General features: G+C 66.1%; 32 protein-coding genes and 4 tRNA genes. 14 read left to right on the top strand and 22 right to left on the bottom strand.

The window, feature by feature from the left end:
• The first annotated feature begins 8 nt into the window (after positions 1 to 8).
• From L0D16_RS02685 to ttuA, 4 genes are read left to right on the top strand one after another with little or no spacing between them, the layout of a single operon-like run.
• On the top strand, positions 9 to 635 hold the full coding sequence (locus tag L0D16_RS02685) for a CBS and ACT domain-containing protein (protein WP_243029843.1): 627 nt from the start codon (positions 9 to 11) through the stop codon (positions 633 to 635).
• Positions 629 to 1765 (top strand): acetoin utilization protein AcuC, encoded by a 1137-nt coding sequence (locus L0D16_RS02680; protein WP_243029841.1) that lies wholly within the window; start codon positions 629 to 631, stop codon positions 1763 to 1765. The genes L0D16_RS02685 and L0D16_RS02680 overlap by 7 nt, the downstream gene beginning before the upstream one ends.
• Before the next feature lie 4 nt (positions 1766 to 1769).
• Positions 1770 to 1991, top strand: a complete 222-nt coding sequence (locus L0D16_RS02675; RefSeq protein ID WP_243029840.1) for a MoaD/ThiS family protein — start codon at positions 1770 to 1772, stop codon at positions 1989 to 1991.
• On the top strand, positions 1981 to 2946 hold the full coding sequence (gene ttuA, locus L0D16_RS02670; protein WP_243029839.1) for a tRNA-5-methyluridine(54) 2-sulfurtransferase: 966 nt from the start codon (positions 1981 to 1983) through the stop codon (positions 2944 to 2946). Before L0D16_RS02675 ends, ttuA begins: the two co-directional genes overlap by 11 nt.
• 34 nt (positions 2947 to 2980) lie before the next feature.
• Here the strand turns inward: ttuA and L0D16_RS02665 are convergent.
• Positions 2981 to 3057: transfer RNA gene (locus tag L0D16_RS02665), tRNA-Val, on the bottom strand.
• 6 nt (positions 3058 to 3063) lie between these two features.
• Positions 3064 to 3138 (bottom strand) — tRNA-Cys (locus L0D16_RS02660).
• Between the two features lie 83 nt (positions 3139 to 3221).
• On the opposite strand from L0D16_RS02660, the gene L0D16_RS02655 reads away from it, so the two are divergent.
• Together L0D16_RS02655 and L0D16_RS02650 are read left to right on the top strand one after the other, a co-directional pair.
• On the top strand, positions 3222 to 4655 hold the full coding sequence (locus tag L0D16_RS02655) for an ATP cone domain-containing protein (protein WP_243029838.1): 1434 nt from the start codon (positions 3222 to 3224) through the stop codon (positions 4653 to 4655).
• A complete protein-coding gene (locus tag L0D16_RS02650; protein ID WP_243029836.1) occupies positions 4648 to 4986 on the top strand; it encodes a hypothetical protein in 339 nt (112 codons plus the stop codon). Before L0D16_RS02655 ends, L0D16_RS02650 begins: the two co-directional genes overlap by 8 nt.
• Here L0D16_RS02650 and L0D16_RS02645 read toward each other — a convergent pair.
• The 5 genes from L0D16_RS02645 to L0D16_RS02625 form a co-directional block, all read right to left on the bottom strand.
• A complete protein-coding gene (locus tag L0D16_RS02645) occupies positions 4959 to 5255 on the bottom strand; it encodes a hypothetical protein (protein WP_243029835.1) in 297 nt (98 codons plus the stop codon). The genes L0D16_RS02650 and L0D16_RS02645 overlap by 28 nt on opposite strands.
• A complete protein-coding gene (locus tag L0D16_RS02640; RefSeq protein WP_243029834.1) occupies positions 5255 to 5569 on the bottom strand; it encodes a hypothetical protein in 315 nt (104 codons plus the stop codon). The genes L0D16_RS02645 and L0D16_RS02640 overlap by 1 nt, the downstream gene beginning before the upstream one ends.
• A gap of 12 nt (positions 5570 to 5581) precedes the next feature.
• Positions 5582 to 6637, bottom strand: coding sequence for a threonine synthase (thrC, locus tag L0D16_RS02635; RefSeq protein WP_243029833.1), 1056 nt, complete (start codon positions 6635 to 6637; stop codon positions 5582 to 5584).
• 134 nt (positions 6638 to 6771) lie between these two features.
• Positions 6772 to 7332: a Uma2 family endonuclease gene (locus L0D16_RS02630; RefSeq protein WP_243029832.1), complete on the bottom strand. Its 561-nt coding sequence runs from the start codon at positions 7330 to 7332 to the stop codon at positions 6772 to 6774.
• Between the two features lie 4 nt (positions 7333 to 7336).
• Positions 7337 to 8335 carry a homoserine dehydrogenase gene (locus L0D16_RS02625; RefSeq protein WP_243029831.1) on the bottom strand — a complete coding sequence of 333 codons (999 nt, stop codon included), beginning with the start codon at positions 8333 to 8335 and terminating at the stop codon, positions 7337 to 7339.
• Between the two features lie 31 nt (positions 8336 to 8366).
• Between L0D16_RS02625 and queG the strand changes: the two genes are divergently transcribed.
• Positions 8367 to 9515 carry a tRNA epoxyqueuosine(34) reductase QueG gene (queG, locus tag L0D16_RS02620; protein WP_243029829.1) on the top strand — a complete coding sequence of 383 codons (1149 nt, stop codon included), beginning with the start codon at positions 8367 to 8369 and terminating at the stop codon, positions 9513 to 9515.
• On the opposite strand, the gene L0D16_RS02615 is transcribed toward queG, so the two are convergent.
• Positions 9423 to 10127 (bottom strand): metallophosphoesterase family protein, encoded by a 705-nt coding sequence (locus tag L0D16_RS02615; protein WP_243029827.1) that lies wholly within the window; start codon positions 10125 to 10127, stop codon positions 9423 to 9425. The two genes, queG and L0D16_RS02615, sit on opposite strands and share 93 nt — an antisense overlap.
• A gap of 70 nt (positions 10128 to 10197) precedes the next feature.
• Here L0D16_RS02615 and lnt point away from each other — a divergent pair, with 70 nt between their 5' ends.
• Complete coding sequence (lnt, locus tag L0D16_RS02610) at positions 10198 to 11529, top strand: apolipoprotein N-acyltransferase (protein WP_243029825.1); 1332 nt, start codon at positions 10198 to 10200, stop codon at positions 11527 to 11529.
• Positions 11508 to 11594: transfer RNA gene (locus L0D16_RS02605), tRNA-Leu, on the top strand. Before lnt ends, L0D16_RS02605 begins: the two co-directional genes overlap by 22 nt.
• 128 nt (positions 11595 to 11722) lie before the next feature.
• Here the strand turns inward: L0D16_RS02605 and L0D16_RS02600 are convergent.
• The 5 genes from L0D16_RS02600 to L0D16_RS02580 form a co-directional block, all read right to left on the bottom strand.
• Entirely contained in the window at positions 11723 to 12304 is a 582-nt protein-coding gene (locus L0D16_RS02600) for a DJ-1/PfpI family protein (RefSeq protein ID WP_243029823.1), read from the bottom strand.
• Positions 12305 to 12351: 47 nt separating this feature from the next.
• Complete coding sequence (locus L0D16_RS02595) at positions 12352 to 13113, bottom strand: methyltransferase domain-containing protein (RefSeq protein ID WP_243029821.1); 762 nt, start codon at positions 13111 to 13113, stop codon at positions 12352 to 12354.
• Positions 13104 to 13748 carry a class I SAM-dependent methyltransferase gene (locus L0D16_RS02590; protein ID WP_243029820.1) on the bottom strand — a complete coding sequence of 215 codons (645 nt, stop codon included), beginning with the start codon at positions 13746 to 13748 and terminating at the stop codon, positions 13104 to 13106. Before L0D16_RS02590 ends, L0D16_RS02595 begins: the two co-directional genes overlap by 10 nt.
• A 5-nt stretch (positions 13749 to 13753) precedes the next feature.
• Positions 13754 to 15340 carry an alpha-amylase family glycosyl hydrolase gene (locus L0D16_RS02585; RefSeq protein WP_243029818.1) on the bottom strand — a complete coding sequence of 529 codons (1587 nt, stop codon included), beginning with the start codon at positions 15338 to 15340 and terminating at the stop codon, positions 13754 to 13756.
• 82 nt (positions 15341 to 15422) lie between these two features.
• Entirely contained in the window at positions 15423 to 15632 is a 210-nt protein-coding gene (locus L0D16_RS02580) for a CDGSH iron-sulfur domain-containing protein (protein ID WP_243029816.1), read from the bottom strand.
• 31 nt (positions 15633 to 15663) lie between these two features.
• Between L0D16_RS02580 and L0D16_RS02575 the strand changes: the two genes are divergently transcribed.
• The 3 genes from L0D16_RS02575 (at position 15664) to L0D16_RS02565 (ending at position 17663) form a co-directional block, all read left to right on the top strand.
• Entirely contained in the window at positions 15664 to 16056 is a 393-nt protein-coding gene (locus tag L0D16_RS02575; RefSeq protein WP_243029815.1) for a hypothetical protein, read from the top strand.
• Positions 16049 to 17593 (top strand): tRNA lysidine(34) synthetase TilS, encoded by a 1545-nt coding sequence (gene tilS, locus L0D16_RS02570; RefSeq protein WP_423247853.1) that lies wholly within the window; start codon positions 16049 to 16051, stop codon positions 17591 to 17593. The genes L0D16_RS02575 and tilS overlap by 8 nt, the downstream gene beginning before the upstream one ends.
• Positions 17572 to 17663, top strand: a tRNA-Ser gene (locus L0D16_RS02565). The genes tilS and L0D16_RS02565 overlap by 22 nt, the downstream gene beginning before the upstream one ends.
• 21 nt (positions 17664 to 17684) lie before the next feature.
• Here the strand turns inward: L0D16_RS02565 and L0D16_RS02560 are convergent.
• Together L0D16_RS02560 and L0D16_RS02555 are read right to left on the bottom strand one after the other, a co-directional pair.
• A complete protein-coding gene (locus L0D16_RS02560; protein ID WP_243029813.1) occupies positions 17685 to 18293 on the bottom strand; it encodes a YkgJ family cysteine cluster protein in 609 nt (202 codons plus the stop codon).
• Positions 18290 to 18502 carry a hypothetical protein gene (locus tag L0D16_RS02555; protein WP_243029811.1) on the bottom strand — a complete coding sequence of 71 codons (213 nt, stop codon included), beginning with the start codon at positions 18500 to 18502 and terminating at the stop codon, positions 18290 to 18292. The genes L0D16_RS02560 and L0D16_RS02555 overlap by 4 nt, the downstream gene beginning before the upstream one ends.
• A 23-nt stretch (positions 18503 to 18525) precedes the next feature.
• Between L0D16_RS02555 and L0D16_RS02550 the strand changes: the two genes are divergently transcribed.
• Together L0D16_RS02550 and L0D16_RS02545 are read left to right on the top strand one after the other, a co-directional pair.
• Positions 18526 to 19020 carry a DinB family protein gene (locus L0D16_RS02550; RefSeq protein WP_243029810.1) on the top strand — a complete coding sequence of 165 codons (495 nt, stop codon included), beginning with the start codon at positions 18526 to 18528 and terminating at the stop codon, positions 19018 to 19020.
• Between the two features lie 38 nt (positions 19021 to 19058).
• On the top strand, positions 19059 to 19454 hold the full coding sequence (locus L0D16_RS02545) for a DUF3197 domain-containing protein (protein WP_243029809.1): 396 nt from the start codon (positions 19059 to 19061) through the stop codon (positions 19452 to 19454).
• On the opposite strand, the gene L0D16_RS02540 is transcribed toward L0D16_RS02545, so the two are convergent.
• The 7 genes from L0D16_RS02540 to guaA form a co-directional block, all read right to left on the bottom strand.
• Positions 19451 to 20311 (bottom strand): hydroxymethylglutaryl-CoA lyase, encoded by an 861-nt coding sequence (locus L0D16_RS02540; protein ID WP_243029808.1) that lies wholly within the window; start codon positions 20309 to 20311, stop codon positions 19451 to 19453. The genes L0D16_RS02545 and L0D16_RS02540 overlap by 4 nt on opposite strands.
• Before the next feature lie 4 nt (positions 20312 to 20315).
• Positions 20316 to 21992 carry an acyl-CoA carboxylase subunit beta gene (locus L0D16_RS02535; RefSeq protein WP_243029807.1) on the bottom strand — a complete coding sequence of 559 codons (1677 nt, stop codon included), beginning with the start codon at positions 21990 to 21992 and terminating at the stop codon, positions 20316 to 20318.
• A gap of 24 nt (positions 21993 to 22016) precedes the next feature.
• Positions 22017 to 22487 carry a ribonuclease HI gene (gene rnhA / locus L0D16_RS02530; protein ID WP_243029806.1) on the bottom strand — a complete coding sequence of 157 codons (471 nt, stop codon included), beginning with the start codon at positions 22485 to 22487 and terminating at the stop codon, positions 22017 to 22019.
• Positions 22484 to 22813: a Uma2 family endonuclease gene (locus L0D16_RS02525; RefSeq protein ID WP_243029804.1), complete on the bottom strand. Its 330-nt coding sequence runs from the start codon at positions 22811 to 22813 to the stop codon at positions 22484 to 22486. The genes rnhA and L0D16_RS02525 overlap by 4 nt, the downstream gene beginning before the upstream one ends.
• A 4-nt stretch (positions 22814 to 22817) precedes the next feature.
• Entirely contained in the window at positions 22818 to 23198 is a 381-nt protein-coding gene (locus tag L0D16_RS02520) for a VOC family protein (RefSeq protein WP_243029802.1), read from the bottom strand.
• Entirely contained in the window at positions 23198 to 23485 is a 288-nt protein-coding gene (locus tag L0D16_RS02515; protein ID WP_243029800.1) for a glutamine synthetase/cystathionine beta-lyase binding protein, read from the bottom strand. Before L0D16_RS02515 ends, L0D16_RS02520 begins: the two co-directional genes overlap by 1 nt.
• Before the next feature lie 141 nt (positions 23486 to 23626).
• Positions 23627 to 25138: a glutamine-hydrolyzing GMP synthase gene (gene guaA / locus L0D16_RS02510; RefSeq protein WP_243029799.1), complete on the bottom strand. Its 1512-nt coding sequence runs from the start codon at positions 25136 to 25138 to the stop codon at positions 23627 to 23629.
• Positions 25139 to 25175 lie beyond the last annotated feature (37 nt).

The following is a 25175-nucleotide window of genomic DNA, read 5'->3' as shown; positions in this document are numbered from 1 at the left end:
CTCTTCCCATGCTGGTCAAGGACGTGATGCGCTCGCCCGTGCTCACGGTGGAGCCGGGGATGACCCTGGAGGAGGCCTACCGCTTTCTCTTGGAAAAGGGTATCCGCCACCTTCCGGTGGTGGCCGAGGGAAAACTGGTGGGCATCCTCACCGACCGCGACCTACGGCTGGCCATGAGCCACCTGAACCCCGGCGGCCCCCTTCCCGGCTCCACCCCGGTGGCGGCGGCCATGACCCGGAAGGTGGTTACCGCCCACCCTCTGGATCCCGTGGAGGAGGCGGCCCGGGTGATGCGGGAGGGGAAGATCGGCTGCCTTCCGGTGCTGGAGGATGGCCGGTTGGTGGGCATGGTCACGGGCATTGACCTTTTGGATGCCCTCCTCAGGCTCACCGGGGTCACGGAGCCCTCAGGCCGCCTCGAGGTCCGCCTCCCCGACCGGGTGGGGGAGCTGGCCCGGCTCACGGGGTTTCTGGCGGGCCGGGGGGTCAATATCCATTCCCTGCTTTCCTACCCCGAGGATGGGGGGTTCGTGCGGGCGGTGGTGCGGGTGAATACCCTGGAGACCCATCTCCTGGCGGAAGGCCTGCGCCAGGAGGGTTTTGAGGTGATCTGGCCCCCCAGGAAGCCATGGTGATCTACCGGGACGAGTACCGCCTCTACGACTTCGGCCCGGGCCACCCCTTTAGCCCGGTGCGTCTGGAGATGCTCACCTCCCTTCTGCAGGCCTTGGGGGTGTGGCGGCAACCCTTGGAACCTCCCGAGGCTACCCGGGAGGAGGTGCTTACCGTGCACTCCCAGCGCCTGGTGAAACGGGTGGAGGCGGCAAGCCGGGGGGAGAGGGTGCCGGATTTGGAGTACTACGGCCTGGGCACCGGGGATACCCCGGTCTTTCCCGGCATGGACCGGGCGGCCAGGATCCTGGTGGGGGGCACCTTGGAGGGGGCCCGGCGCATCTTGGCCGGGGAGAAGCGGGTCCTGCAACTGGGCGGAGGCCTCCACCACGCCCAGTACGACCGCGCCAGTGGGTTTTGCGTGTATAACGATCTCTCCGTGGCCATCCGCTACCTGACCCAAGCGGGCTTGCGGGTGGCCTATCTGGACATAGATGTGCACCACGGGGATGGGGTGCAGTGGATCCACTACGAGGAAAAGGGGGTTCTAACCCTAAGCCTCCACGAAACCGGCCGCTACCTCTTCCCCGGGACCGGGCACGTGCACGAGATCGGCCGGGGGGAGGGGGTAGGGAGGAAGCTGAACCTTCCCCTGGAGCCCTTCACCGAGGACGAAAGCTACCTGGAGGTTTTTGAGGCCCTGGTGCCCTGGGCCCTAGAGGCTTTCCGCCCCGATGTGTTGCTGGTGCAGTCGGGGGCGGACGCCCACTACCAGGACCCTTTGGCGGACCTCCTCCTCACCACCCGGGCCTACGAGGCAATCCTTCGCCTAATCCTGGAGTACGCCCAGGCCTACACGGGGGGAAGGGTGCTTTTCACCTTGGGGGGTGGGTACAGCCTGGATGCCACGGTTAGGGTCTGGGCTCTCCTATACTTGGTCTTCCACGGTTTACCCCTCCCTGAACGCCTGCCTGAGGGGTGGCTTAAGGAGTGGCAAGCCCGGCTGGAGAAGCCCTTGACCCCTACCCTTCACGACCCCCAGGCCCCCCGCGCCCCATACCCGGAAATCCCCCGCAAGGAGGAGATCGCCCGCCGAAACCGCCTCACCCTGGAGAGGCTCATGGAGCTTGTGCGTCCCCACCTGGTACACTAGCGGGATGAAGGTGGTGTTGCGCCTGCCCGAGCGAAAGGAGGTGGAGGTGAAGGGGGATAGGCCCCTGAAGGAGGTCCTCCTGGAGCTGGGCTTGAATCCGGAAACGGTGGTGGTGATCCGGGGGGAGGAGCTCCTCACCCTGGACGAGAGGGTGGGGGAAGGGGAGACCCTCGAGGTCCTCTCCGCCATCTCCGGGGGCCAGGGGTGGGGCGGCCATGGTGTGTAAGATCTGCGGCCAAAAAGCTCAGGTGGAGCTGAGGAACCGGGGCTTTGCCTTGTGCAAGGAGCACTACCTGGAGTGGTTCGTCAAGGAAACCGAGCGGGCCATCCGCCGCCACCGGATGCTCCGGCCGGGCGAGCGGGTTTTGGTGGCGGTTTCCGGGGGCAAGGATTCCCTGGCCCTTTGGGATGTGCTTTGGCGGCTGGGTTACCAGGCGGTGGGGCTTCATCTGCAGCTGGGGATTGGGGGCTACTCGGAGAGGAGCCTTCAGGTCACGCAACGCTTTGCCCAGGACCGGGGCCTGGAGCTTTGGGTGGTGGACCTGCGCCAGGCCTATGGCTTTGGGGTTCCGGAGCTGGCCCAGCTTTCGGGGCGGGTGGCCTGTTCCGCCTGTGGGCTTTCCAAGCGCTACATCATCAACCAGGTGGCGGTGGAGGGGGGCTTCAGGGTGGTGGCCACCGGCCATAACCTGGACGACGAGGCGGCGGTCCTCTTCGGCAACCTCCTGAACCCCCAGGAGGACGCCCTGGTCCGCCAGGGGCCGGTGCTGCCCGAGAAGCCGGGCCTGGCGGCCCGGGTCAAGCCCTTTTACCGCTTTAGCGAGCGGGAGGTGCTCTCCTACACCCTTCTGAGGGGGATCCCTTACCTGCACGAGGAGTGCCCCAACGCCCAGGGGGCCAAGAGCCTCCTTTACAAGGAGGCCTTGAACCTGGTAGAGCGGGAGATGCCCGGGGCCAAGCTGCGGTTCCTCGAGGGCTTTCTGGATAGGATCCAGCCCAGACTCCAGGCTGGCGAAGAAGTAGCCCTAAGTGCCTGCGAGCGCTGCGGCTATCCTACCACGGGGGCGGTGTGCTCCTTCTGCCGCATGTGGGATGCGGTGTACCGCCGGGCTAAGAAACGGCGCCTTCTTCCCGAGGAGGCCGAGTTCCCACCCCGGGCGCCGGTGGTGCCCGGGGGGTAAGGCAATCCCCCGGGAGGAAACTCCCGGGGGTTCTTGGTGGGCGCGAGTGGACTTGAACCACCGACCCCTACCGTGTCAAGGTAGTGCTCTGGCCACCTGAGCTACGCGCCCGTACCTTGGAGGCGCCGGCCGGATTCGAACCGGCGAATGGAGGTTTTGCAGACCTCTGCCTTACCACTTGGCTACGGCGCCAAGCCGTAAGGTATGGTAGCACGCGGGGAAAAACCCTGTCAAGGAAGCCCGTCCTCATAGGGAAAATGCTATGATGCCAGAGAGTGGCTGAGGTCTTTGTTCGCCTGCGACGTGGAAGATGGCCCCTTTCCAAAGGCCTTTTGGTGGAGGCCCTTCTGCCCATGGGGGTGCCCCTGGAGGCCGCCCAGGCCGTGGCCCATACCGTGGAGGAGCGTTTGAAGGCGGAAGGGCATTCGGCCGTGGCCCCGAGGCTCCTGCGCAAGGTCTTCCTGGAGGAGGTGGCCCGGGCCCTGGGGGCGGAGGTGGCGGGGAGGCTTTCCAGGCAGACCCTTCCCTTTGAGGAAATCCTGGTTCTGCAGGGGAAGAGGCGCCGTCCCTTCTCCAAGGGGCTTTTGGCCAGGAGCCTCGAGGAGGCGGGCTTTTCCTTGAAGGAGGCCCACGAGCTGGCCAAGGAGGTGGAAAGGCACCTTAGGCAGGAAGGGGTCAAGCAGATCTCCGCCCGCCGCCTGGAGGAGGTGGTGGCCCAAGTGGTGGGCCGGGCCCTGGGCAAAGGGGCCCGCAGGCGCTACCTCCAGCGCCAGGCCTTTGCCGGAGAGCTTTTCGTGGAGGAGGAAAGCGGTGAGCCCCGGATGCCCTTTTCCAAGGGCATTCTGGCGCAATCCCTGATGGGCATCGGGTTTTCCCCGGAACGGGCGTACCGGCTGGCCCGGGAGATGGAAAAGGCCCTGCGCCTGGAGGGGCGCAGGGTGATCCGGCGGAATGAGCTTCGGGAAAGGGTGTACCAGGCCCTTCTCAAGGAGGCGGGGGAGGAGGTGGCCAGGCGGTACCTGCTCCTTAGGAGCCTGAGGCGGAGCGCCCGCCCGGTGCACATCCTCATCGGTGGGGTCACCGGGGTGGGGAAGAGCGTCTTGGCCTCGGCCTTGGCCTACCGCCTGGGCATCACCCACATCGTTCCCTCGGATGCCGTGCGGGAGGTGTTTCGGGCCTCCCTTTCCCAGGACCTCCTTCCCACCCTGCACCTTTCCACCTTTGAGGCCTGGAAGGCCCTTTTGCCCGACCTGAGCGGGGAGGAAAGCCACGAGGAGCGGGTGATGCGGGGCTTTCTGGACCAGGTGGCCCGGGTGGCGGTGGGCCTTAGGGCCATCCAGGAACGGAGCGCCCTCGAGGGGACCTCCATCGTGCTGGAAGGGGTGCACGTGGTCCCCCGCTACCTGGACCATCCCTACCGGGACAGGGTGCTCACGGTTCCCATGCTGGTGGTGCTTCAGGACGAAAAGCTCCACCAGGATCGCTTTCTCCTTAGGGACCGGGAAACGGCCCACGCCCGGCCTCGGGAGAGGTACCTCACCCATTTCCCCGAGATCCGGCTTATCCAGGATCACCTCCTCCGTTGGGCCCAGGAGGAGGGGGTTCCCGTGATCCCGGGCGAGGACCTGGACGAGGCGGTGGAGAAGGCCCTAGAGGTCCTGGTGGCCTATCTGGAGGCCCATGGTTCCCGGGAGGTGGCCCGTGCTTGAGGTCCTGGGGTTTGTGCTCCTCCTCTTTCTGGCCTTCCGCTGGCAGGGTCGTCTGCCCCTTTGGGCCTTGGGGATCTGGCTCAATCTGGTCTGGTTTGTGTACCAAAACGAGCTGGGCTCGGGGTGGCTGGCGTATCTGAGAGGGCTTGGGGCAGGGGTTTTTCTGGCGGCGGGTTATGGGCAGCCGGGCTTGGCCTGGGCCCTCACCCCTTGGCCCCTTCTCCTCTACCTTCGCCTGGACGTGCGGGAGCTGACCTTTTACCTTCCCGCCTTGGGGGAGGGGATGGTCCTGGGGGCCCTCCTCTATCTGGCGGGTTTCCGCAGGCGGTAGGCCAGGTAGGGAAGCCCCATCCCCAGCGCCCCACCCAGGAGGAAGGGAAGGGGGTGGCCGAAGAGGAGCTGAAGGAGAAAAAGAACCCCGTATAGGCCCAGGAAGAAGGGAACAGGGAAGGGTTTTTCCCCGTAGGCCACCCCCATGGTGCCCACGAAGAGGCCCACCGCCAAGGCCATTCCTTCCTGGTGGGGGCGGAGGAAAAGGAAATAGGCATAGGCGGCTACCCCTAGAAGGGCCAGGCTTTGGGAAAGGCGGCTGGGATTCATCACCTATGCACGAAGCGCTTTACCAGGAGTTGGGAAAGCACCAGGGCCACCCCACCCCAGGCCACCTGGGGCTCCTGGCCTAAGAAACCCATGGCGGCCGAGAACATGCCCGCTACCAGGAAGAAGGGAACGTACTTGGGGTTCACGGTAAGGCCCAGGACGAAGGCCACGATAAACCCGGCTATTCCCGGGGGCAAGGTGGCCCCCAGGGCCAGGAAGAGGAGCATGAGGGCGATGGTGATGGCCCCTGCCAGGTAGTAGGCTCCGGGGAAAGGTTCTTTGGGCTTCCTACGGGCGTCTTTGGCCTCGGGCATGGCCCAAGCTTATCACAAGAGCCCGGCGGCTTGGGCCACGGCCTCGAGGGTGGCTGGCACCGGCGGAAGAAGCCCCGCCACCTTCTCCGCCGTGGCCGGGTCCTTGAGGCCATGGCCGGTAAGGGTGAGGACCACGGTGCTGCCCGGTTCCAGACGCCCTTCCTTTAGGAGCTTCCACACCCCGGCCATGGCTGCCGCCGAGGCGGGTTCAGAGAAGATCCCCTCCGCCTCCGCCAGGTAGCGGTAGGCGGCGAGGATCTCCTCGTCCGTCACCGCTTCAATCAGCCCCCCCGACTCCTCCTTGGCCCGGATGGCCCCCTGCCAGCTGGCGGGGTTGCCGATGCGGATGGCGGTGGCCAGGGTCTCTGGCTTCTCTATGGGATGGCCCAGGACCAAGGGAGCAGCCCCCGCCGCCTGGAAGCCCAGCATCCGGGGAAGGCGGCTGGCCTTGCCCAGGGCGTGGTATTCCCTATACCCCATCCAGTGGGCGGTGATGTTGCCGGCGTTGCCCACGGGAAGGGCGTGGTAATGGGGGGCATCCCCCAGGTCGTCCACCACCTCAAAGGCCAGGGTCTTCTGGCCCTCGAGGCGGTAGGGGTTCAAGGAGTTCACCAGGGCCACAGGGTAGGTCTCGGTGAGGGCCTTGGTGAGGGCCAAGGCCTGGTCAAAGTTGCCCTCAATCTGGATGATCCGGGCTCCGTGCACCAGGCTTTGGGCCACCTTCCCCAGGGCCACGTACCCCGCGGGCAGGACCACGATGGCCTTGATCCCGGCCCGGGCGGCGTAGGCGGCGGCGCTGGCCGCGGTGTTTCCCGTGCTGGCGGCGGCCACCGCCTTGGCCCCTTCCTCCACCGCCTTGGACACCGCCAGGGTCATGCCCCGGTCCTTGAAGCTTCCCGTGGGGTTCAGGCCCTCAAACTTGGCGTAGAGGTGGACGCCCTGTCTTCGGGCTTCTTCCGGCCCTTTCAAGGGAATCAGGGGCGTGGAACCCTCCAGGAGGGAGATCACCGGGGTGTTTATGGAGACGGGCAGGTAAGCCCGGTACCGCTCTATAAGGGGAAGCCGCATGGGGATATGTTTTCCCCTCAGGGGTCCAGGCGTCAAGGGATAGGCCTTTTGGGGTGTATCCTGGGTACCCTTGAAGCTGGCCTGGAGAAGGGCTAGGCCGGGATCCCCGCCACGGCGAGGTGGCATCAGGGGTGCTAGAGGAAGAGCTCCTGGGCGTCCAAGGTGAAGCTGGGAAGCTCGGGGTCTAGGGGAATCCTTTGCGGGTCCGAATACTCCTCCGCGCCTCCTTGGCGGTGGACCTCCACCCGGTGGGTGTAAGGGTCCAGGAGGACCACCACACGGGTGCCGTTGGCCAAATAGGCCCGGGCCTTTTGCCGGAGTTCCTCCAGGGTCTGGCTTCGGGAGCGGATTTCAAAGTCCACATCTGGGGCTAAGGGGGGGAAGGCCTCCCGTTCCTCTGGGGAGAGGCCTAGCCAGCGATCCCGGAATAGGATGGCGGCGTCGGGGGAGAGGAGGGAACCATCGGGAAGCTTGAACCCGGTGGCCGAGCTGAATACAAGGCCTAGACCCCTCTGCTGGTTCCAGCGGTAAAGCTGGCCTAGGAGGAGGGCTTCCAGGTAGCCGCTTTCTCCCCCTCTCGGCGACACCATAAGCCTCCCGTCTTTCCACCGCTCCAGCTGCCAGCCGGGATTCTTGGCCGAAAGCTGGTGGAGTTCCTCATCGCTCACGGCGCGGAGGAGGTCCAGGAAGGGCACGGCCTCATTCTACCTTGGGCAAAGGGCTTCCCTCCGCCAAGGGAGGGGTGGGGGCAGGGGCGGGCAGGTGGCCCAGGTGCCCGGACAGGAAGCGGAAAAGATCACCAAGGAGGCCGCTGGCCGTGGCCCCTCCGCCGGCCCCGGGGCCGGTGACGTAGACCTCCCCCAGGGGATGGGCGCGCACCCAGAGGATGTTGCCCTGGGCCCGGGCCAAGGGGTGGTCCTGGGGCAGGCGCCGGGGGGCCACCGCCGCCCGCCAGCGCCCCCCTTCCCCATAGAGGCTTGCCACCAGGCGCACCCTTTCCCCTTGGCCTTGGGCCCTCTGGAGGGCTTCCGGGGTAAGGCGGGTGATGCCTTGGGTTTGCACCTCCGAAAAAGGGAAGCCAGGGTCCACCAGGAGCCTGGCCAGAAGGGTGAGCTTGTGGGCGGCGTCTATGCCCTCCACGTCCAGGGTGGGATCCGCCTCGGCGTAGCCCAGGCGCTGGGCCTCGAGGAGGGCCTCCCCGTAGGTCCGCCCCTTTTCCATCTCCTGCAGGATGTAGAGGGTGGTGCCGTTTAGGATCCCGTGGAGCTCCAAAAGCCGGCTTCCCCTGAGGGTTTCCAAAAAGGAAAGGGCCGGGGTGCCGGCCATCACGCTGGCCTCGTGGTAGATGAGCCCTTCCTCGGCATAGGGGCGTAAGGCCTCCCAGGCCTCCGCCAAAAGGGCCTTGTTGGCGGTGATGAGGGGGATACCGGCCTCCAGGGCGGGCAGGACCAGGGCCAAAGGCGTCTTTACCCCGCCCATGGCCTCCACCACCACGTCCGCCTGTAGGAGGTCCGGGGGTTCGGCGCGGAGGAGCTCCTCGGGAATGGGCCGGGGCTTGGCCCTATCCCGCACCAGGACTCCCAGGAACTTGGGAGCGTAGCCCAGGGCCTGGAAGTCCGCCAGGCGTTCCTGGACCAAGGCGTAGAAGGCACTACCCACGGTCCCCCCGCCCAGGAGGGCGATCTTCACCTCTTCCATGCGGGGGATTATACCCGTCTAAAGTGGAGGTGTGGAGGCCCGCTGGCTTTTGGAAGGGGCCCTTGGGGAGCGGGGGCTTCTTTACGCCTGGGCCCCCTTGGCCCTACCGGAAGAGGCCGAAGGCCGCTTCCGCCGCTTTTTAGCCGAGGGGCGGCATGGGGGTATGGCCTATTTGGCCAAGGGGGTGGAGGCTCGCTTTCACCCCAAACACCGCTTTCCCTGGGCGCAAAGCGCCCTTCTCCTCTTTGCCCCCTACGCCTACCCCGACCCCGGGGTGCCCCCTGGGGGCCTCAGGGTGGGCCGGGTGGCCCGCTACGCCTGGGTGCGGGACTACCACCGGCTTCTGGGGGAGGAGCTAAGGGCCCTGGAGGACCTGGCCCAAAGCCTTGGGGTACAGGCCAGGGGTTACGTGGACCACGGGCCCATCCCCGAGCGCACCCTGGCGGCCCTTACCGGGGTGGGCTGGATTGGGAAAAGCGGCATGTTCCTCTCGCCGGCCTTTGGGGTGCATACCCTTGTGGGCGTCCTCCTTACCTCGTTGGCGGTGGAGGTCGCCCCTCCGCACCCTAACCGTTGTGGGCGCTGTACCCGTTGCCTGGTCTCCTGTCCTACGGGGGCCCTTCTGGGGGATGGCACCTTGGACGCCCGGGTGTGCGTGAGCTACCTCACCGTGGAGCATAAGGGCTTCATCCCGCCGGCGGTTTGGCCGGGGGTGGGGGAGTGGCTTTTGGGGTGCGACCTCTGCCAGGAGGTGTGCCCCTGGGACCGGTTCGGCAAGGTGTGGCGGGGTTTTCGGCCAGAGCCCGAGCTGGCCCATCCCGACCTGGAGGAGTTCTTCCGCCTTTCGGGAAGAGGCTTTCAGCGCAAGTTCGGGGATACCGCCTTCGCCCGCCCGGGAAGGGCCCGCATGGCCCGGAATGCCCTTATCGTGTTGAGCAATCTCGGCCTTGGGGAAGGCCTCATGGCGGTGGCGGCCAAAGACCCCCATCCCCTGGTGCGCCGCACGGCCCTTCACGCCCTCCACCGGGCGGGGAAGCCCATTGAGGGTTTCCTCCAGGACCCGGATGAGGAGGTTAGGGCTGAGGCCCTATTCCTCCTTGGGGAAGCGCCCCGTGCGGTAGACCTTTTCCAGGATGGGAGGAAGCCCCCAGGCCCGGAGGTCAAAGATCAGGGGGCCTAGGTCATAGGGTACCTTGAGAAAGCGGACCTCGAGGGTCTCTGTGTCCAGGACCATAGCGTCGGCCCCGGGTTCCCCACTCAAGGAGAGGCCCACGCTCCCGGGATCCGCCACCAGGCCCCTGCCCACCCGGCGGGATAGGGGCAGGTGCCGGCCTCCTAGGAGGAGGGTGGCGGCCCCGTAGCGCTCCAGATGGGGCAGGAGCTCGTTGGCGGGGCCCAGAAGGTCCAGGTGTCTCTCGGGGTCACCAGGGGTGCCGTGGAAGGCCACCAGCCGGTTTTCCCCGTAAACTTTCCGGTGGGAAAGCCTTAGGGAGCGGAGGTAGTGGAGTTCCCTTTCCGAAAGTTGGGACCGGGTCCATTCCCAGGTGGCCTTGCCCACCCCTTCGGGTAGGGTGCCCGGCAAGGGGTACGCTACCCTCAGGTCCCAGGCCCCGGCGATGGCGGGAAGCCCTTCCTTGATGAGGCGGCCGATCACCTGTTTGGGGTGGGGGCCGTAGCCCACCAGGTCCCCCAGGACCAGGACCTCGTCCACGCCTTCTTGTCTCAGGGCCTCGAGGGCCGCCTCCAGAGCCGGCAGGTTGGCGTGGATGTCGGAAAGGACCCCAAGACGCATGGCCCTATTCTTTCATGAACCTTGGGAAAGGCCTGTGAAAAACCGGGTACTTACCCCTTATGTTAAGGGGGTGCGGCCCTTCTTCTTAGGCCTTCTCCTGGCCCTCACCCTGCCTCCCTTCCCTTTGGGTGTTCTTGCCCCCATCGTCCTGGCCTTTCTCCTCCGGGGTGGCTTCCGTACGGGCTTCCTCATGGGCCTCGGGTTTTGGGGCCTCCACCTCATCTGGCTTCCCCAAAGCTTCGCCCAGCTCTTTGGCCCCTTCGGGGTGGTCCCCTTTTTCCCTCTGGTGCTTCTTAAGGCCTTTTCCTTTGGGCTTCTCTTTGCCCTCACCCCTACGCCCCTGGCCCGGGTGGGGGGGTGGGTGCTGTTGGAGTGGCTCACAGAGCAAGGTGAGCTGGCCTTCCCCTGGGGTTTCCTGGGTTACAGCCTGGTGGAGGCCCCGGGGCGGGTGCTAGCCGCTTGGGGCGGGGTTTACCTTCTCTCCCTCCTGGTTCTGCTCTTCGCCTGGGGTTTTAGGGAAGGTCGTTACTGGCTTGTCTTACCCTGGGCGGCCCTCTGGGTATCTCCTTTACCCCCGGTGAGGGGTGAGGAGCAGGCCCTTTTGGTCCAGGGCAACGTCAATCCCTTGGTCAAGGTCCAAGGAGAGCTGGGGGATGAGGTATACCTCCGCCTGACCCAGGAGGGCTTGGCGAAGCACCCAGAGGCCCGGCTGGTGGTCTGGCCGGAGACCGCGGTTTGGCAAATCCCAGAGGGCACGGATGCCCTTCTGCAGGGCCGCTACCTCCTCACGGGGCTCAACCTCTACGGCCCCAACCGGGCGGTCCTCTACTGGGAAGGAAGGGTGCTGGGCCACTACGACAAGGTGCGCCTGGTGCCCTTTGGGGAGCGCTTTCCCTTCCGAGGGGTTTTGGGGGGGGTGTATAGCCTCTTCTTCCGCACCTTTGGCCTGGGGGAGCTAGGGGACCGGACGCCTGGAGAGCGGCTCGCCCCCATCGGCCCCTACGGGGCCATGGTCTGCTACGAGTCGGTGTTTCCTTCCGTGGCCCGCACCCTGGTTTCCCAAGGGGCCAGGGTATTGGTTCTCCTTACCAATGACGCCTGGTATGGGCCTTCCTTTGGGGGGCGGCAGCACTTCGCCTTAGGGCGGCTTAGGGCGGTGGAGACAGGGCGCTGGCTCCTAAGGGCGGGCAATGACGGCATCACCGCCAGCATGGATCCCTATGGCCGGGTGGTGGCCCAGATTCCCCCCCATCGGGAAGGCTACCTTTTGGCCCCCTATGGCCTTAATGGGGGAAGGACCTTCTACGTGCGCTACGGGGACTGGGCGGTAGGGGTGGCGTTGACGCTTTTCCTCTTGGGCTTTATCCTTAGGGTGCGCGCGCCGGGGTGGCGGAACCGGTAGACGCGGCAGACTCAAAATCTGCTGTCCGCAAGGACGTGCGGGTTCGAGTCCCGCCCCCGGCACCAAAAGGGGCCAGGCCTAAAGGGCCTGGCCCTAGGTTTTCTACGTCGGTTAGCGCCACCCGGGGTCTTTTCCCCGTCAGGCCGGAAGAAGGACCCTACCGGGGCCCCCTCCTGGCGAAGCCCAGGTGGTGTTACACCCCTTCTACCCGCACCCCCAGGACCTCCAAAAACCGGGCCAGCCACACGGGGTGGGCCGGCCAGGCGGGGGCAGTCACCAGGTTCCCGTCCACCACGGCCTGGTCCACCGGTACTTCCACGTACTCGGCCCCCGCCAGGGTGAGCTCTGGCCCCACCGCAGGGTAGGCGGTGGCCCTGCGCCCCTGCATGACCCCGGCGGCGGTGAGCACCTGAAGCCCGTGGCAGATGGCGGCCACGGGTTTGTTGGCCTCAAAGAAGTGGCGGACGATCTCCAATACCCGGGGCTCCCGGCGGATGTACTCCGGGGCCCGCCCCCCGGGGACCACCAGGGCGTGGTACTGGGCAGGGTCCACCTCGTCAAAGGTGTGGTTCAGGGTGAAGTTGTGGCCGGGCTTTTCCGAATAGGTCTGGTCCCCCTCAAAGTCGTGCACCGCGGTGCGAATCCGCTGGCCCGAGCGCTTGCCCGGGCAGACGGCGTGCACCTCAAAGCCCAGCATCTTCAGGGCCTGGAAGGGCACCATGACCTCATAGTCCTCCACGAAATCCCCTACCAAGAAAAGGATCCGGCGTGCCATACCTCACCTCCTGGCCTCGAGGGCTTCTTCCAGCTTACCCTCTTCCCTCAGGCCCCCGCAAGGGGCCTTTCCCCAAGGGCCAGGGTGTAGCCCTCCTCCAGGATGAGCCTTGGGGGATTTCCCAGGGCCGTTTGCAGAAGGGTTTGGAGACGCTCTGGGGAAAACCGGTTTGCCAGAGGGGGACCTTCCTCCTCCTGGCGGAAGGGCCACTCCAGGACCGCCACCCGCCGGGCTACCCGGGCGGCTTCCCTGAGGGCGGGGATGGGGTCCAAATGATGGAGGCTTAGACCGAAAAAGGCCAGGTCAAAGCTCTGGTTGGGGAATGGGAGATCTTCCCCGCGGGCTTCCAGAAAGTGGGCTTCCTTCACCTTGGCCCGGGCCACCTCGAGGCGGTCGGAGCGCGGGTCTATCCCCACGGTAAATAGGCCCAGGCGGGTGAAGGCCTCCGCGAAAACCCCGGTGCCCGTGCCGATGTCCAGGACGCTCCTGGCATCCAGGTCCTCTAGGGCTTTCCTGGCTATCTCCAAGGGGGGGAAGCGCTTTAGCCGCTCGGGTCTGCGAAAAGGGTCCTGGGCCTCGCAGGCGTTGGTGAAAAGGGCCCACATCACCGTGGCCCCTTCCTCTCCCGCGGCCAGGAAGGCGGCCTTGAGGGCTTGGAATACGGCCTCTTCCTCCCCCAAGAGTTCCGTGTGGGTGGGGAAGACCCGGTGGGCCACCGGGCTTCCATCCAGGGCCAGGAGGGCCTTTTCCACCGCCCGGTAGTCCCCCTGCAGGAGGGGGTAGAGGGCGAAAAGGACCTTTACCGCCATCTCCCCAAGTATAGGGCGCCGCGGTTTCCCGCCCGCCGGCCTGCCTGGTCTGCCTCAGGAAAGGGGGGTTGGGCCTCGGGGGCCAGGAAAAGGACCTCCTCGGCCTGGAGAGGGGGGCCTAGAAGGGCCTCCAGGTCCTCCCGGCTCAGGAAGCGGGCCCCTTGCCAGGGCAAGACCCCTCTTTCCCCCAGCCTCCGGTAAAGGGCCGCCCAAGGGGAGAGGGCCTCGAGGATCCCCACCACCAGGCTCCCCCCATCCTTTAGGACCCTTCTCGCCTCGGCAAGAACCCTCTCCACATCCTCCACGAACTCCAGCACGGTGAAGAGGAGGACCACGTCAAAGCCCTTCTCGGGGAAGGGCAGGGCCTCCCCCCGGCCTGGGATCCATTCCACCTCGGGTACCCTGGCCCTCCCCACCTGGAGCATGGCCGAAGAGGGCTCAAGCCCCACCCTCTTGGGGTACGGGAGGCGCTTAAGCCAGTAGCCGGTTCCCGCCCCCACCTCCAGGAGGCTCTCCCCAGGGGGAAGCAGGTTTTTCAGGGCCCTTTCCTCCTCGGCGATGGCGAAGGCCCCCAAAGGGGTCTCGTACCAGGCCTCGTAGGCCTCAGCCAGGTGCCTAAAGGGATCCTCCCGCATCCCCTTCAGCTTAGACGCACCACCACCCCCTCGTGGGGCCGCAGGCGCAGGGAGGTGGGGGTGGGTTCCTCCCGGTCCAGGTGGGTGGAGAGAACCACCAGGCCTCTTTGGGGCAACTCCAGCATCTTTTCCCGGTCCGAAAAGTTAAGGGCCGTCAAGAAGGCCTCCCCCCGCAGGTAGGCGAGGATTCCGCCCCCTGCCCGGTAGGTGCGGTAAGGGCCGTAGAGGAAGCTTTCATCCCGGCGCAGGGCTATAAGGCGCTTCACCAGCTGGAGCATGGACCGGGGGTCTTGTTCCTGGACCGCCACGTTCCGCACCGGCCAGTCGGGGTTCAGGGGAAGCCAAGGCTCCACCGTGGAGAAGCCGGCATAGGGGGAGGTGTCCCAGGGCATGGGGGTGCGCTCGGGGTCGCGGCCTGGGGGTAGACCGTGTTCGCCCAAGCGCCCCTTCTGCCTTAAGGCGGCAGGGTCTTGAACCTTTTCTGGGGGGATTTCCCCGTTGGGCAGGGCCAGCTCGTCCCCGTAGTACCAGGTGGGGGTGCCCCGCAGGGTGAAGAGGAGCATGGCCGCTACCCGGGCCTGGGCCTCTCCGAGCCTCGAGGCCAGCCGGGGCTGGTCGTGGTTGCCCAAGACCCAGTTGGGCCAGTCCCAGGGGGTGAGGAGGCTTTCGTACTCCTCCACGAGGCGGGCTATGTTCTCGGGCCGCCAGTCGGGGAGGCCCCGGAAGATGAGGTGAAAGTTGAAGGGAAGGTGGCACCCCGCTTGGTAGTAGCGCACCAGCTGGGGATAAGGAAGGTAGATTTCCCCCACCATGACCCTCTCCCTTCCGGGCTGGCTGAACTCGTCCAGCACATAGCGCATCTCCCGCACGTAGGCGTAGGTTTCCGGCTGGTCCTCGGTGAAAAGGTGGAGGTGCCGGCCCCGGTCCCACATGCCGGGACGCCAATCCGGGTTGCCGGGTTCGTCCCGGAAAAGGGGGTCTTCCGCCAAAAGCCAGAGCACGTCCACCCGGAAGCCATCCACCCCCCTCCTTAGCCAGAAGCGCATGGCCTCGTAGATGGCTTCCCGCACCGCAGGGTTACGCCAGTTGAGGTCGGGTTGTTCGGGAAGAAACTGGTGCAGGTAATACTGGCCTGTCCTTTCGTCCAGGGTCCAGGCGGGTCCCCCGAAGAAGCTCTGCCAGTTGTTGGGCGGGCCTCCATCCGGCCCCGGATCCTTCCAGACGTACCAGTCCCGCTTGGGGTTGTCCTTGGAGCTACGGGATTCCAAAAACCAGGGGTGCTGGTCCGAGGTGTGGTTGGGAACCAGGTCAATGAGGACCCTAAGCCCCAGGGCGTGGGCCTCCTGTAGGAGGCGGTCAAAGTCCTGGAGGGTGCCGAAGATGGGGTCCACGTCGCAGTAATCGGCCACGTCGTAGCCGAAGTCCTTCATGGGGCTTTTGTAAAAGGGGGAGAGCCAGATGGCCCCCACCCCCAGGTCCTTGAGGTAGGGAAGTCTTCTCCGGATGCCCTCGAGGTCCCCGATGCCGTCATGGTTGGAGTCTTGGAAGCTCCTTGGGTAAATCTGGTAGATAACGGTTTCCTTCCACCACATGCCCCGAGTTTACCCCCTGGCGCCGGGAGTTGCGGAAGGGCTTCCAAAACCCTCTCGGGGGCCTGGGCAGACCTTGTCTCGCTTAGGGCTCCACCAGGATCTCCCCTGCCTCCCCTTGGAACCCCACTTCCTTGTGGGTTCCGTCGCAGAAGGGCTTGTTTCCGGACTGGCCGCAGCGGCAAAGGGCCAGTTTGGCCTTCTCCAGGCGCCTTTCTTCCCCGTTGAGCCGGAAAGGGGTTCCCTCGGGCAGGTCCAACACGTAGGGTCCGTTTTCCCGGAAGCGGAGCTTCATGCCCTCAGGATACCGGGGGTAAAGTGGAGGTATGGTATGCCCGCAAAACGGAAGGGTGGGCCTCGAGGTGCCCCTTAAAACGGTGAAAAACTTCCTCACCGGTGAGGCCCTTTCCCGCCTGGACCCCAATAGCCCCCACCATCTCTGCCAAGACCCCGCCTGCCCGGTGGTCTACTACGGGGAGGAGGGGGTTTGCACCTTGGCGGAGGTGCGTTTCCCCATCTACGACAAGGGTGCCCCCCTTATCTGCTACTGCTTTGACTGGACCCGGGAGAGGGCCTTGCAGGCCTTGCGCCAAGGACAGGACCCGGTGGCGGAGGTGGAGGCTGGGGTTAGGGCCAAGCGCTGCGCCTGCGACCAGCGCAACCCCAGGGGGCGTTGCTGCCTTTCCACCTTGAAGGCGGAGGTGGCCAGGCTTGCCTGAGGAGGTGGCCCAAGGGTTGGAGGAGGCCTTCCGGGAACACCTGGCCCGGCTTGCGCCCAAGGACCCTTTGGTGCTGGCGGTTTCGGGGGGTGGGGATTCCGTGGCCTTGGCCCACCTGGTGAGGCGGGCGGGGCGAAGGGCGGTGGTGGCCCATCTGGACCACGCCCTTCGCCCGGAAAGCGGGGAGGACCTGGCCTTCGTGAAGGCCCTTGCGGCAAGGCTTGGTTTTCCCTTCTATGGCGAGCGGGTGGAGGTAGCCAAGGTGGCCCAGGCCCGGGGGGAGAACCTGGAGGCGGTGGCCCGGGAGATCCGCTACGCCTTCCTCCATCGGGTGGCCAAGGGGGTGAGGGCCAAGGCCATCCTCACCGCCCACACCCTGGACGACCAGGCGGAAACGGTGCTTTTAAAGCTCCTCCAGGGCACGGCCCGGGGCCTTGGCATCCGGGAAAAGGAAGGGCTGGTGGTGCGGCCCCTCCTGGCCTTCCGCCGGGAGGAGCTCAGGGGTTTCTTGCGGGAACTGGGGGAAGCCTGGCGGGAGGACCCCAGCAACCAGGACCTTTCTTTGGACCGAAACTACCTTAGGCTCCGGGTTTTCCCCCTCCTTCTGGAGCGGTTTCCCAAGGCCCGGGAGGCCCTTTCCCGCTTCGCCTTGGTGCGCGAGGAGGAGGACAAGTACCTGGAAAGGGAGGCCCGGGCTCGCCTTCTGCCCGATACCCGTTTTTTCGTTCCCGCCTATCGGGTGGTGCCCCTTTTAGGGGCTCCCGCGGTTCTGAGGCAAAGGGCTTTGCGCTTCCTTTTGGAGGCCTTGGACCTCCGCCCCGAGGCCCGGCTCATCGCCCTTTTGCAGGAGGCTTTGGAGGGTGGGGTGGCCACCCTGCCTGGCGGGTATACCGCCAGGCGCAAGGGGGGCACCCTTTTCCTCATCCCTCCCAAGCCCAGCCTTCCCCTACCCCCAGGCTTCCGCCGGCCCGAGCCCGGGGACTACCTGGCCATGCCCTATGGGCGGAAGCGCCTAGTGGACTTCCTGGCGGAAAAAGGGGTGCCCAAGGAGCTTAAGGCCCTTTGGCCGGTACGGGCCGAAGGGAAGGAGGTGGTGGAGGTCCTGGGCCTCCATCCGCCTTCAGAGGAGGAGCGGTATATGGCCTTGGCCCTGGAAGAGGCCAAAAGGGCCTACCAGGAGGGCGAGGTGCCCGTGGGGGCGGTCTTGGTGGTGGGGGAAAGGGTCCATAAGGCCCACAACCGGGTGGAGGCCACGGGGGACCCCACGGCCCATGCGGAGATGCTCCTTCTCCGGGAGCTGGGCCAGGAGGCGCGTGGGGGAAGGCTTTATGTGACCCTGGAGCCCTGCCGCATGTGCCACCATGCCCTCCGGGAAGCGGGGGTGGAGGTGGTCTATGGGGTGGAAAACCTAAAGGAGGGGGCCCTAACCCGCTATGGCCAGGGGGAGGGCTTAAGGGGTGGCGTTTTGGAAGGGGAGTGTGCTAAGCTCCTAAAGGGTTTCTTTGCCCGGCTCAGGGAGGGGTGCCGGAGCGGTTGAACGGGCCGGTCTCGAAAACCGGTAGGCCCCGTAAGGGGCCTCGCGGGTTCGAATCCCGCCCCCTCCGCCAAAGGCGGCCTGCGGGCCGCTTTTACGTCACCTGAAACCCCCACCATCCCCCCAGGATCCCCAGTTCCTCTAAGAGGGCTTCCGCCTCCTCCCTTTCCTGGGGGAACCCGGAAAGAAGCAGGTACAAAAGGGTGGCCAGCTCCCCTAGGACCAGGAAACCGTACCGCCTTTTTTCCTCCTCCCAGACCGCCTCCAGGCGTAGGCGGGCCATGCGCCAGGGAGCGGGGAGGAAGTGGCCCTGCTGCCGGCCCGCCTCGGGCTGGCAAAGCCTGGGGTCACCCTGGGTGAGAAGCCCCCGGCAGGCGAGCGGACGCCAGGGATAGACCCCGCAGAGGCCCTCTTCCAGCAAGGGGCAGGGGGTGCGGGAGAGGAAGTAACGGCTCGGAAAGCGGGGGTCGTCCTTGCCTTCCCTCAGGAGGGCAAGCCGCTTGGGGCCTTCCTCCAGGAGCCTGGACCTTTGGGCCTGGCTGAGGTGGGGGAGAAGGGCCTCCCCTTCCAGGCGGGAAAGGGTTACAAGGCCCCAGCAGCAGGCAGAGCACCCGGCCCGGCAAGAGGGGGTGATCCCCTTTTTGGTCAGGTAGTCGGCCAGGTCCGCCTCGAGGCCCTGCCAGTGTACCTCCACCGGGTTCATCGCCGCAGGCGCCAGACGCCCCTCCTGGGGTCAAAGGGGCAGGCCCGCACGGCCACCTGGGGGCAGTAGCGCCGGTGCCGGGCCACCTCCTCCGCCAGGGCCTTGGGCAGGTGGCAGCGGGGGCAACGGGCCTGGGTTAGGGGGGGCCGCATCCCGGAGGCTAGGAGGAGGACCAGAACCAAAAGGAGAAGAAGGCCCAACGTGTCCATAAGGGTTAGTGTACGCTCTTCTCATGGCTAACCTTGCGCCTTTCCTGGAGCCTTTGGTGCCCGGGGTTCCCCCGGCAGTGTCCGCCTGGATCAAGGGGCTTAAGGAGGTGGAGCGCCACCTGGAGCGCTGGGCCTTTGACCTGGGCGAGGAAGGCTTTTGGTGGCGGCCCAAGGAGGGGCTGAACCCCATTGGGGGCCTGGTACGGCACATCACGGGAAGCTCCTTGCGGCTTTTCAGCTATGCCTTCCCCCAGGAGCTTCCCGATTGGGCTCAAAGGGGAAGGGAGTGGGAGCTCCAGGGGGAGCCTGAGCCCAAGGGGGTGGTGGAGGCCCGCTTCCGGGAGGCTTGGGCAAGGCTGGATTCCGCTTTCCGGAGTCTACGGGAAGAGGAGCTTTCCCAGGAGGTTCCCGTGGGTGCCCAGGGCCTGATGGCCCCCAGGGCCCATATCCTCCACCACCTGGTGGAGCACGCCCAGCACCATGCCGGCCAGGTCATCTACGCCCGCAAGCTCATGTAAGGACCCTTGTCCTCGAGGGTTGGCCGTAAGATGTTCCCATGGAACGCATCGGCCTGCGCGGTTCTCCCAACCTGACCCTCGAGGCCCTCAAGGAGGCCCTGAAAGGCGTGCGGATCCCTGAGGCCAAGGTCTACCTCATCACCGACTGGCAGGACCGCCGGCACCAGGCCCGCTATGCCCTCCTCGTCCACGGGGGCAAGAAGGACCTCCTCACCCCCGATGCCTTCGGCCCGGCCTTCCCGGGCGGGGAGGAGGCCCTTTCGGAGCTGGTGGGCCTTTTGCTGCGCCTAGGGGCCAAGAAGTTCTACGAGGCCGTGGTCTCCCCGGCGGAGCTCACCGCCCTTTGGGAGCTTCCGCCTGAGGAGCTCATCCGGCGGGTGAACGCCATCGCCAACCCCACGGACCCCGGCATCTACTTGCAAAGGGCGGCCTAACCGTAGAGGAGCTTAAGCCTGGCGGCCTCCCCCGCAAGCTGGGGAAGAGCCCCAAGGTCTATCCCGGTGGCGTAGCCCTTGCCCTCCAAGTAGGGGACGACCTTTTCCGTGGGCAGGTTGCCCACGAGCTCATCCCCGGCGAAAGGGCACCCCCCCACCCCCGCCAGGGCCCCCTCCAGCCAGAGGACCCCGGCTCCCAGCACCGCCTCCACCTTTTCCAAGACCCCTTCGGGCCGGGAATGGAGGTGGGCCCCCAGGCCTTCAGGGCCAAAGCGGGCCACCGCCTTTTCCAAGACCTCCCCGATGCGACTGGCTTCCGCTATCCCGTAGGTGTCCGCCAAGGCGATCTCCCTGACCCCAAGCTCCCGTAGCCTGGCGATATCCTCAAGGACCGCTTCCACGCTCCACGGGTCCCCATAGGGGTTGCCGAAGGCCATGGAGAGGTAGACCACCAGGCCAAGCCTGCCCTCCGTGGCCTCCACCATGGCCTTCACCAGGGGCCAGGATTCCTCCCGGGAACGGTTGGTGTTCTTTAGCTGGAAGGTTTCCGAAAGAGAAAAGGGGTAGCCGATGGCCGTGAGGTTGGGGGCCGTAAGGGCCCTTTCCAGGCCCTTCTCGTTGGCCACGATGGCCAGGTAGGTGCGGCCCTGGGGTGGGGGCAAGGCGGCCAAGACCTCCTCGGCATCCGCCATCTGGGGCACCCACTTGGGGGAGACGAAGCTGGTGAGGTCAAGGTGGCGGAAGCCCGCTGCCAGGAGCTGGTGCAAAAAGGCCACCTTCTCCTCCGTGGGGATGAAGCGGCGGAAGCCTTGCCAGGCATCCCGGGGGCATTCCACGTAACGGAGGACCTGGGCCATGTCGTTACACCTGGAAGACCCCGATGCGCAAGGGCTCCCGCTCGGGGTTGAGGGCACAGGCCTCGAGGGCTCGGATAAGCCACTTGCGGGTTTCGTGGGGGAGGAGGATCCCGTCCACCCAAAGCCGGGCAGCGGCGTAGCGGGGGTCTAGGGTCTCCTCGTAGCGGCCCTTGATGCGCTGGTAAAGCTCCTGGAGTTCCTCATCAGAGGGTTCCTTCCCTTCCCGCTTAAGCTTTTCCACCTCCAGCTCCAAAAGGGTCTTGGCCGCCTGGGCCCCGCCCATCACCGCGTACTTGGCGCTAGGCCAGGCAAAGATGAACCTAGGGGCGTAGGCCTTGCCCGCCAGGGCGTAGTTCCCCGCCCCGAAGGAGCCCCCCAGGATTAGGGTGATCTTGGGCACCACGGAGTTGCTCACCGCGTTCACCAGCTTGGCCCCCCGGCGGATGATGCCGGCTTGCTCGGACTCCTTGCCCACCATGAAGCCGGTTACGTCCTGGAGGAAGAGGAGGGGGATGTTCATTTGGTTGACCTCGAGGATAAACCGGGCCGCCTTGTCCGCGGCTTCCGCGTAGATCACCCCCCCCACCTCAATCCGCCCCTTCTTCTTCAGGATGAGGCGCTGGTTGCCCACGATGCCCACGGGAAACCCCCCGATGCGGGCAAAGCCGGTGACCAGGGTCTCCCCGTACCCTCCCTTGTACTCCAGAAACTCGGAGCCGTCCACCAAGCGGGCGATCACCTCCCGGAGGTCATAGGGGCGGCTGCCGTCGGGGGCGATGAGGCCGTAGAGGTCCTCCGCGGGGTAAAGGGGTTCCCGTGGCTCCTTGCGCCCTTCCGCCCAGGGGGCGAGCCGGGGGGGTGGGTAGAGGGCGATCAGCTGGCGGATCCTTTCCAGGGCGGCCTCGTCGTGGGGTTCGTAAAAGTCCACGGTCCCGGAGACCTCAAAGTGCATGCGGGCCCCGCCCAGCTCCTCGCTGGTCACCTCCTGGCCGATGGCCGCTTTCACCAGGGCAGGCCCCGCCAAGTAGAGCCCGCTTCCCTCGGTCATGATGAGGACATCGGTCATGACGGGAAGGTAGGCCCCCCCGGCCACGCAGTTGCCCATGATGGCGGAGATCTGGGGGATGCCCAGGGCGGACATGCGGGCGTTGAGGTAGAAGATGCGGCCGAAGTCGTCCTGGTCCGGGAAAACCTCGTCCTGGAGGGGCAGGAAGACCCCGGCGGAGTCCACCAGGTACAGGGTGGGGATGCGGTTTTCCAGGGCGATGGTCTGGGCCCGGATCACCTTCTTGGCGGTGATGGGGAAGAAGGCCCCGGCTTTTACCGTGGCGTCGTTGGCGATGATCATCCAGTCCTGGCCCTGGATCTTGCCAATGCCGGTGATGACCCCTCCTGCCGGGGCCCCGCCCCATTCCTCGTACATCCCCCACCCGGCGAAGGCCATGAGCTCGTAGAACTCCGTTCCCGGGTCCAGAAGCCTGGCGATGCGCTCGCGGGCGGTGAGGCGGCCCTTCTTGTGCTGGCGCTCCACGGCCTTGGGCCCACCCCCTTGGCGCACCTTCTCCAGGCTTTCCTTGAACTCCCGCACCAAGGCCACCCAGGCGTCCTTGTTGGCCTTGAAGGCAGAGCCTTCCCGTTCCTCTGGGCGGAGCTTGCTCTCCAGGCGGGCTTCGGGACCCATGGCCTTACTATAACGTTTTCTTGCCTAATCGGGAAAAAGCGTAGTCTCAGGGGGCGGGCAAGGGCTTGGGGTCTGCGCCTTTTGGGCCTGGGCCTGTCGCCTGGCCTCCCGGTCCACCCGTTCGTTCTCCGGGTGGCCGTTATGCCCCCGCACCCAGTGGGGCACCACCTGGTGCCGCTTCAACTCTTCCCCGATGGCCTCCCAGAGGTCCTGGTTTTTCACCCCGCGGAAGCCTTTCCCTTGCCATCTAGGTAGCCACTCCGTAAGGGCCTTCACCAGGTACTGGCTGTCCGAGAACAGGTGCACCTCGCAGGGCTCCTTCAGGGCCCTTAGGCCTTCCAGCAGGGCGGTGAGCTCCATGCGGTTGTTGGTGGTGCAGGCCTCACCCCCAGAGAGCAGGCGTTCGTGCCTCCCATAGCGCAAAAGGGCCGCCCACCCACCGGGGCCGGGGTTTCCCAGGCAGGCGCCATCGGTGTAAAGCTCCACCCGTTTCACCGGCAGGGGATGGGGCGGTCGGGATGGGCCAAGGGGGCTTTGGCCTCGCCGGGGAAGACCCGCTCCTTTGGGCGGCCCTGGTCCCCCTTGGGGTAGGGGTGGACCTCCAGGGCCCCCTCCACAAGGTGCACGCCCCAGACCTCCGGAATGCCCGCTTGCCCAAGGAGGGCTGGCTTCCTCCGGCCGTGGTCCAGGCTGGCGTCGGCCACCTCTATGGGGAGGACGTCCTGGGGCTCGGGTAGGCCCTCGCCGTACGGTTCCAGTGGGGGGTTTTGCCGGTCGGGTTGGGGTTCAGCGTCGGGGAAAAGGCGGTACCGGGTGGCCATGCCCCTATTCTAGGCCCCAGATGGCAGCCGGGGCGAGCTCCACCAGGTTCCCAGCGGGGTCGCGGGTGTAGAGGCTTTTCCCCCGGGGCCACTCGGCCCACCACACGGGAAAGCCCGCCTCCTCCAGCCTCTTGGCCCAAGAGGGAAGCTCCTCCTCCGCCACCTTGAAGGCCACGTGGACGCTACCCTTGGCCCCGTGGGGGGGAAGGTTTTCCTCCTTCTCCGTCTGGTGGGGGTTGAAGACCAGAAAGACCCCCCTACCCGCCCGGAAGAAGGCGTGGCGCGGGGGCTGGTACTGGAAGCAGGGAAGGCCTAGGACCCCCTCGTAGAAGGCCCGGGCCTCCTCCAAATCCTCGGCGTAGACCGCGGTTTCCAGGACCTCCACTACTTGAGCTTGGCGATGAGTTCGCCCACGGGGATGGCCTCGAGGGTGGTGGTCCGCACGCTCCCCCGGGCCGAGAGGTGGAGCATGGCCCGGGCCACGGCCAGGGCATCCTCCGCCTCCACGATGTTCACGAAGTCATAGGGCCCAAGGACGGCGTACTGGGCCACCACCTTGACCCCGAAGTCCCGCTCCAGCTCCTGGTTGACCTCCTTGACCCGCTCGGGGTTTTTCACCAGGGTCTCGGCGCCGTCATCGGTAAGGGTGCTGAGCACTATAAAGGTGGGCATCTTGGCCTCCTTTCCCTTTCAGGATAGCCCCAGGGTGGCCGTAGGGCAACCCCGCCTGGGCCCCCATCCTGGGAGGCCCACCTGGGCTTGGGCCAAAAGGGGTGGCTTCCCAGGTCCAAAAGGCCCTGGCCGCCTCCTCTATCACTCCCATTCAATGGTGGCCGGGGGCTTACTGGTGAGGTCGTAGACCACCCGGCCAATCTCCGGGACCCTGCGGGTGATGCGCCGGGCCACCTGGTCCAGAAAGTCCAGGGGAAGGCGGGCCCAGTCCGCGGTCATGAAGTCCTCGGTGGTCACGGCCCTTAGGGCCAGGACGTAGCCGTACTTCCTTTCATCCCCCGCCACCCCCACGCTCCGCACCGGGGTAAGGACCGCCAGGGCCTGGGCCACGCTTCCGTACAGCCCCCACTCCTTGAGAAGGCTTATGAAGATATCGTCAGCCTGGCGCAGGATGGCCAGCTTTTCCTCCGTGACCTCCCCCAGGATGCGCACCGCTAGCCCCGGCCCCGGGAAGGGGTGGCGCAGGCGGATGGGGTCAGGGAGGCCCAGGAGCAGGGCCAGCTCCCGCACCTCGTCCTTGAAGAGAAGGCGGAAAGGTTCCAGGAGTTCAAACTGCAGGTCCTCGGGGAGCCCGCCCACATTGTGGTGGCTTTTGATTTTGGCGGCCCCCGCCTCGCCCGCGGACTCAATCACGTCGGGGTAAAGGGTGCCTTGGGCCAGGAAGCGAAAGGGCCCCGTCTCCCGGGCCACCTGGGAGAAGACCTCCACGAACTCCCGGCCGATAACCTTGCGCTTTTCCTCGGGGTCCTCCACCCCCTTTAGGGCCTCGAAGAAGCGTTCCTTGGCGTCCACCACCCGCAGGTTCACCCCTAAGGCCCTTAAGGCCCCCTCTACCTCCTCCCTTTCCCCCAGGCGCAGGAGGCCGTGGTCCACGAAGACCGCCAGATGGTCCACCCCGGCCCTGGCCAGGAGGAGGGCTAGGGTGCTGGAATCCACCCCACCGGAGACCGCCAGGAGGACCCGATCCCTTCCCACCTTGGCCCGCACTTCCTGGATCAGGTCCTCTAGGATGTGCTCTGGGGTCCAGTCCCGGGATACCCCGGCGATCTCCAGGAAGTTTTCCAGTATCTGCATGCCTTTTGGGGTGTGGGCCACCTCGGGGTGGAACTGGACGGCGAAGGTCTTGCCGTCAGGGGCCTCCATGGCCGCCACCGGGTTCTCCTCGGTTTCGGCCGCCACCCGCCAGCCTGGGGGAAGCTCGGTGACGGCGTCTTGGTGGCTCATCCAGACCTGCACCTCCCCCTCGAGGCCCCTGAAGAGGGGGCCCTGGAAGCGGGTGAGGAGGGCCTTGCCATACTCTGCCCGCCCGGAGCGCTCCACCTTGCCCCCTAGCTCCTGGGCCAAAAGCTGCATCCCGTAGCAGATGCCCAAGGTGGGGAGGCCCAGGGCCAGCACCTGGGGGTCGGGCCGGGGGGCTTGGGGGTCAAAGACGCTTTTGGGACCGCCTGAGAGGATGAGGGCCTGGGGCTTGTGCCGGAGGACCTCTTGAAGGCTTGCCGTCCCCGGCAGGATCAAGGAGAAGACCCTGAGTTCCCTGAGCCTCCTGGCGATGAGGCGGGTGTACTGGGAGCCGAAGTCCAGGACCAGGACCATGTAGGCTAGTTTACCGGGTAGAAAGGAGGAAAAGTAC

The sequence above is a fragment of the Thermus altitudinis genome (assembly GCF_022760835.1).
Lineage (GTDB): Bacteria > Deinococcota > Deinococci > Deinococcales > Thermaceae > Thermus > Thermus altitudinis.
This window is presented reverse-complemented; position numbering and strand designations above follow the sequence as displayed.

What these genes read in the sequence shown, in the direction of transcription:
- L0D16_RS02685 (WP_243029843.1), top strand. Translation starts at nt 9, where the DNA reads ATGCTGGTCAAGGACGTGATGCGCTCGCCCGTGCTCACGGTGGAGCCG.
- L0D16_RS02680 (WP_243029841.1), top strand. Translation starts at nt 629, where the DNA reads ATGGTGATCTACCGGGACGAGTACCGCCTCTACGACTTCGGCCCGGGC.
- L0D16_RS02675 (WP_243029840.1), top strand. Translation starts at nt 1,770, where the DNA reads ATGAAGGTGGTGTTGCGCCTGCCCGAGCGAAAGGAGGTGGAGGTGAAG.
- ttuA (WP_243029839.1), top strand. Translation starts at nt 1,981, where the DNA reads ATGGTGTGTAAGATCTGCGGCCAAAAAGCTCAGGTGGAGCTGAGGAAC.
- L0D16_RS02645 (WP_243029835.1), bottom strand. Translation starts at nt 5,255, where the DNA reads ATGAATCCCAGCCGCCTTTCCCAAAGCCTGGCCCTTCTAGGGGTAGCC.
- L0D16_RS02640 (WP_243029834.1), bottom strand. Translation starts at nt 5,569, where the DNA reads ATGCCCGAGGCCAAAGACGCCCGTAGGAAGCCCAAAGAACCTTTCCCC.
- thrC (WP_243029833.1), bottom strand. Translation starts at nt 6,637, where the DNA reads ATGCGGCTTCCCCTTATAGAGCGGTACCGGGCTTACCTGCCCGTCTCC.
- L0D16_RS02625 (WP_243029831.1), bottom strand. Translation starts at nt 8,335, where the DNA reads ATGGAAGAGGTGAAGATCGCCCTCCTGGGCGGGGGGACCGTGGGTAGT.
- L0D16_RS02615 (WP_243029827.1), bottom strand. Translation starts at nt 10,127, where the DNA reads ATGCGTCTTGGGGTCCTTTCCGACATCCACGCCAACCTGCCGGCTCTG.
- L0D16_RS02600 (WP_243029823.1), bottom strand. Translation starts at nt 12,304, where the DNA reads ATGGCACGCCGGATCCTTTTCTTGGTAGGGGATTTCGTGGAGGACTAT.
- L0D16_RS02595 (WP_243029821.1), bottom strand. Translation starts at nt 13,113, where the DNA reads ATGGCGGTAAAGGTCCTTTTCGCCCTCTACCCCCTCCTGCAGGGGGAC.
- L0D16_RS02590 (WP_243029820.1), bottom strand. Translation starts at nt 13,748, where the DNA reads ATGCGGGAGGATCCCTTTAGGCACCTGGCTGAGGCCTACGAGGCCTGG.
- L0D16_RS02585 (WP_243029818.1), bottom strand. Translation starts at nt 15,340, where the DNA reads ATGTGGTGGAAGGAAACCGTTATCTACCAGATTTACCCAAGGAGCTTC.
- L0D16_RS02580 (WP_243029816.1), bottom strand. Translation starts at nt 15,632, where the DNA reads ATGAAGCTCCGCTTCCGGGAAAACGGACCCTACGTGTTGGACCTGCCC.
- L0D16_RS02575 (WP_243029815.1), top strand. Translation starts at nt 15,664, where the DNA reads ATGGTATGCCCGCAAAACGGAAGGGTGGGCCTCGAGGTGCCCCTTAAA.
- L0D16_RS02560 (WP_243029813.1), bottom strand. Translation starts at nt 18,293, where the DNA reads ATGAACCCGGTGGAGGTACACTGGCAGGGCCTCGAGGCGGACCTGGCC.
- L0D16_RS02555 (WP_243029811.1), bottom strand. Translation starts at nt 18,502, where the DNA reads ATGGACACGTTGGGCCTTCTTCTCCTTTTGGTTCTGGTCCTCCTCCTA.
- L0D16_RS02550 (WP_243029810.1), top strand. Translation starts at nt 18,526, where the DNA reads ATGGCTAACCTTGCGCCTTTCCTGGAGCCTTTGGTGCCCGGGGTTCCC.
- L0D16_RS02545 (WP_243029809.1), top strand. Translation starts at nt 19,059, where the DNA reads ATGGAACGCATCGGCCTGCGCGGTTCTCCCAACCTGACCCTCGAGGCC.
- L0D16_RS02540 (WP_243029808.1), bottom strand. Translation starts at nt 20,311, where the DNA reads ATGGCCCAGGTCCTCCGTTACGTGGAATGCCCCCGGGATGCCTGGCAA.
- L0D16_RS02535 (WP_243029807.1), bottom strand. Translation starts at nt 21,992, where the DNA reads ATGGGTCCCGAAGCCCGCCTGGAGAGCAAGCTCCGCCCAGAGGAACGG.
- L0D16_RS02525 (WP_243029804.1), bottom strand. Translation starts at nt 22,813, where the DNA reads ATGGCCACCCGGTACCGCCTTTTCCCCGACGCTGAACCCCAACCCGAC.
- L0D16_RS02515 (WP_243029800.1), bottom strand. Translation starts at nt 23,485, where the DNA reads ATGCCCACCTTTATAGTGCTCAGCACCCTTACCGATGACGGCGCCGAG.
- guaA (WP_243029799.1), bottom strand. Translation starts at nt 25,138, where the DNA reads ATGGTCCTGGTCCTGGACTTCGGCTCCCAGTACACCCGCCTCATCGCC.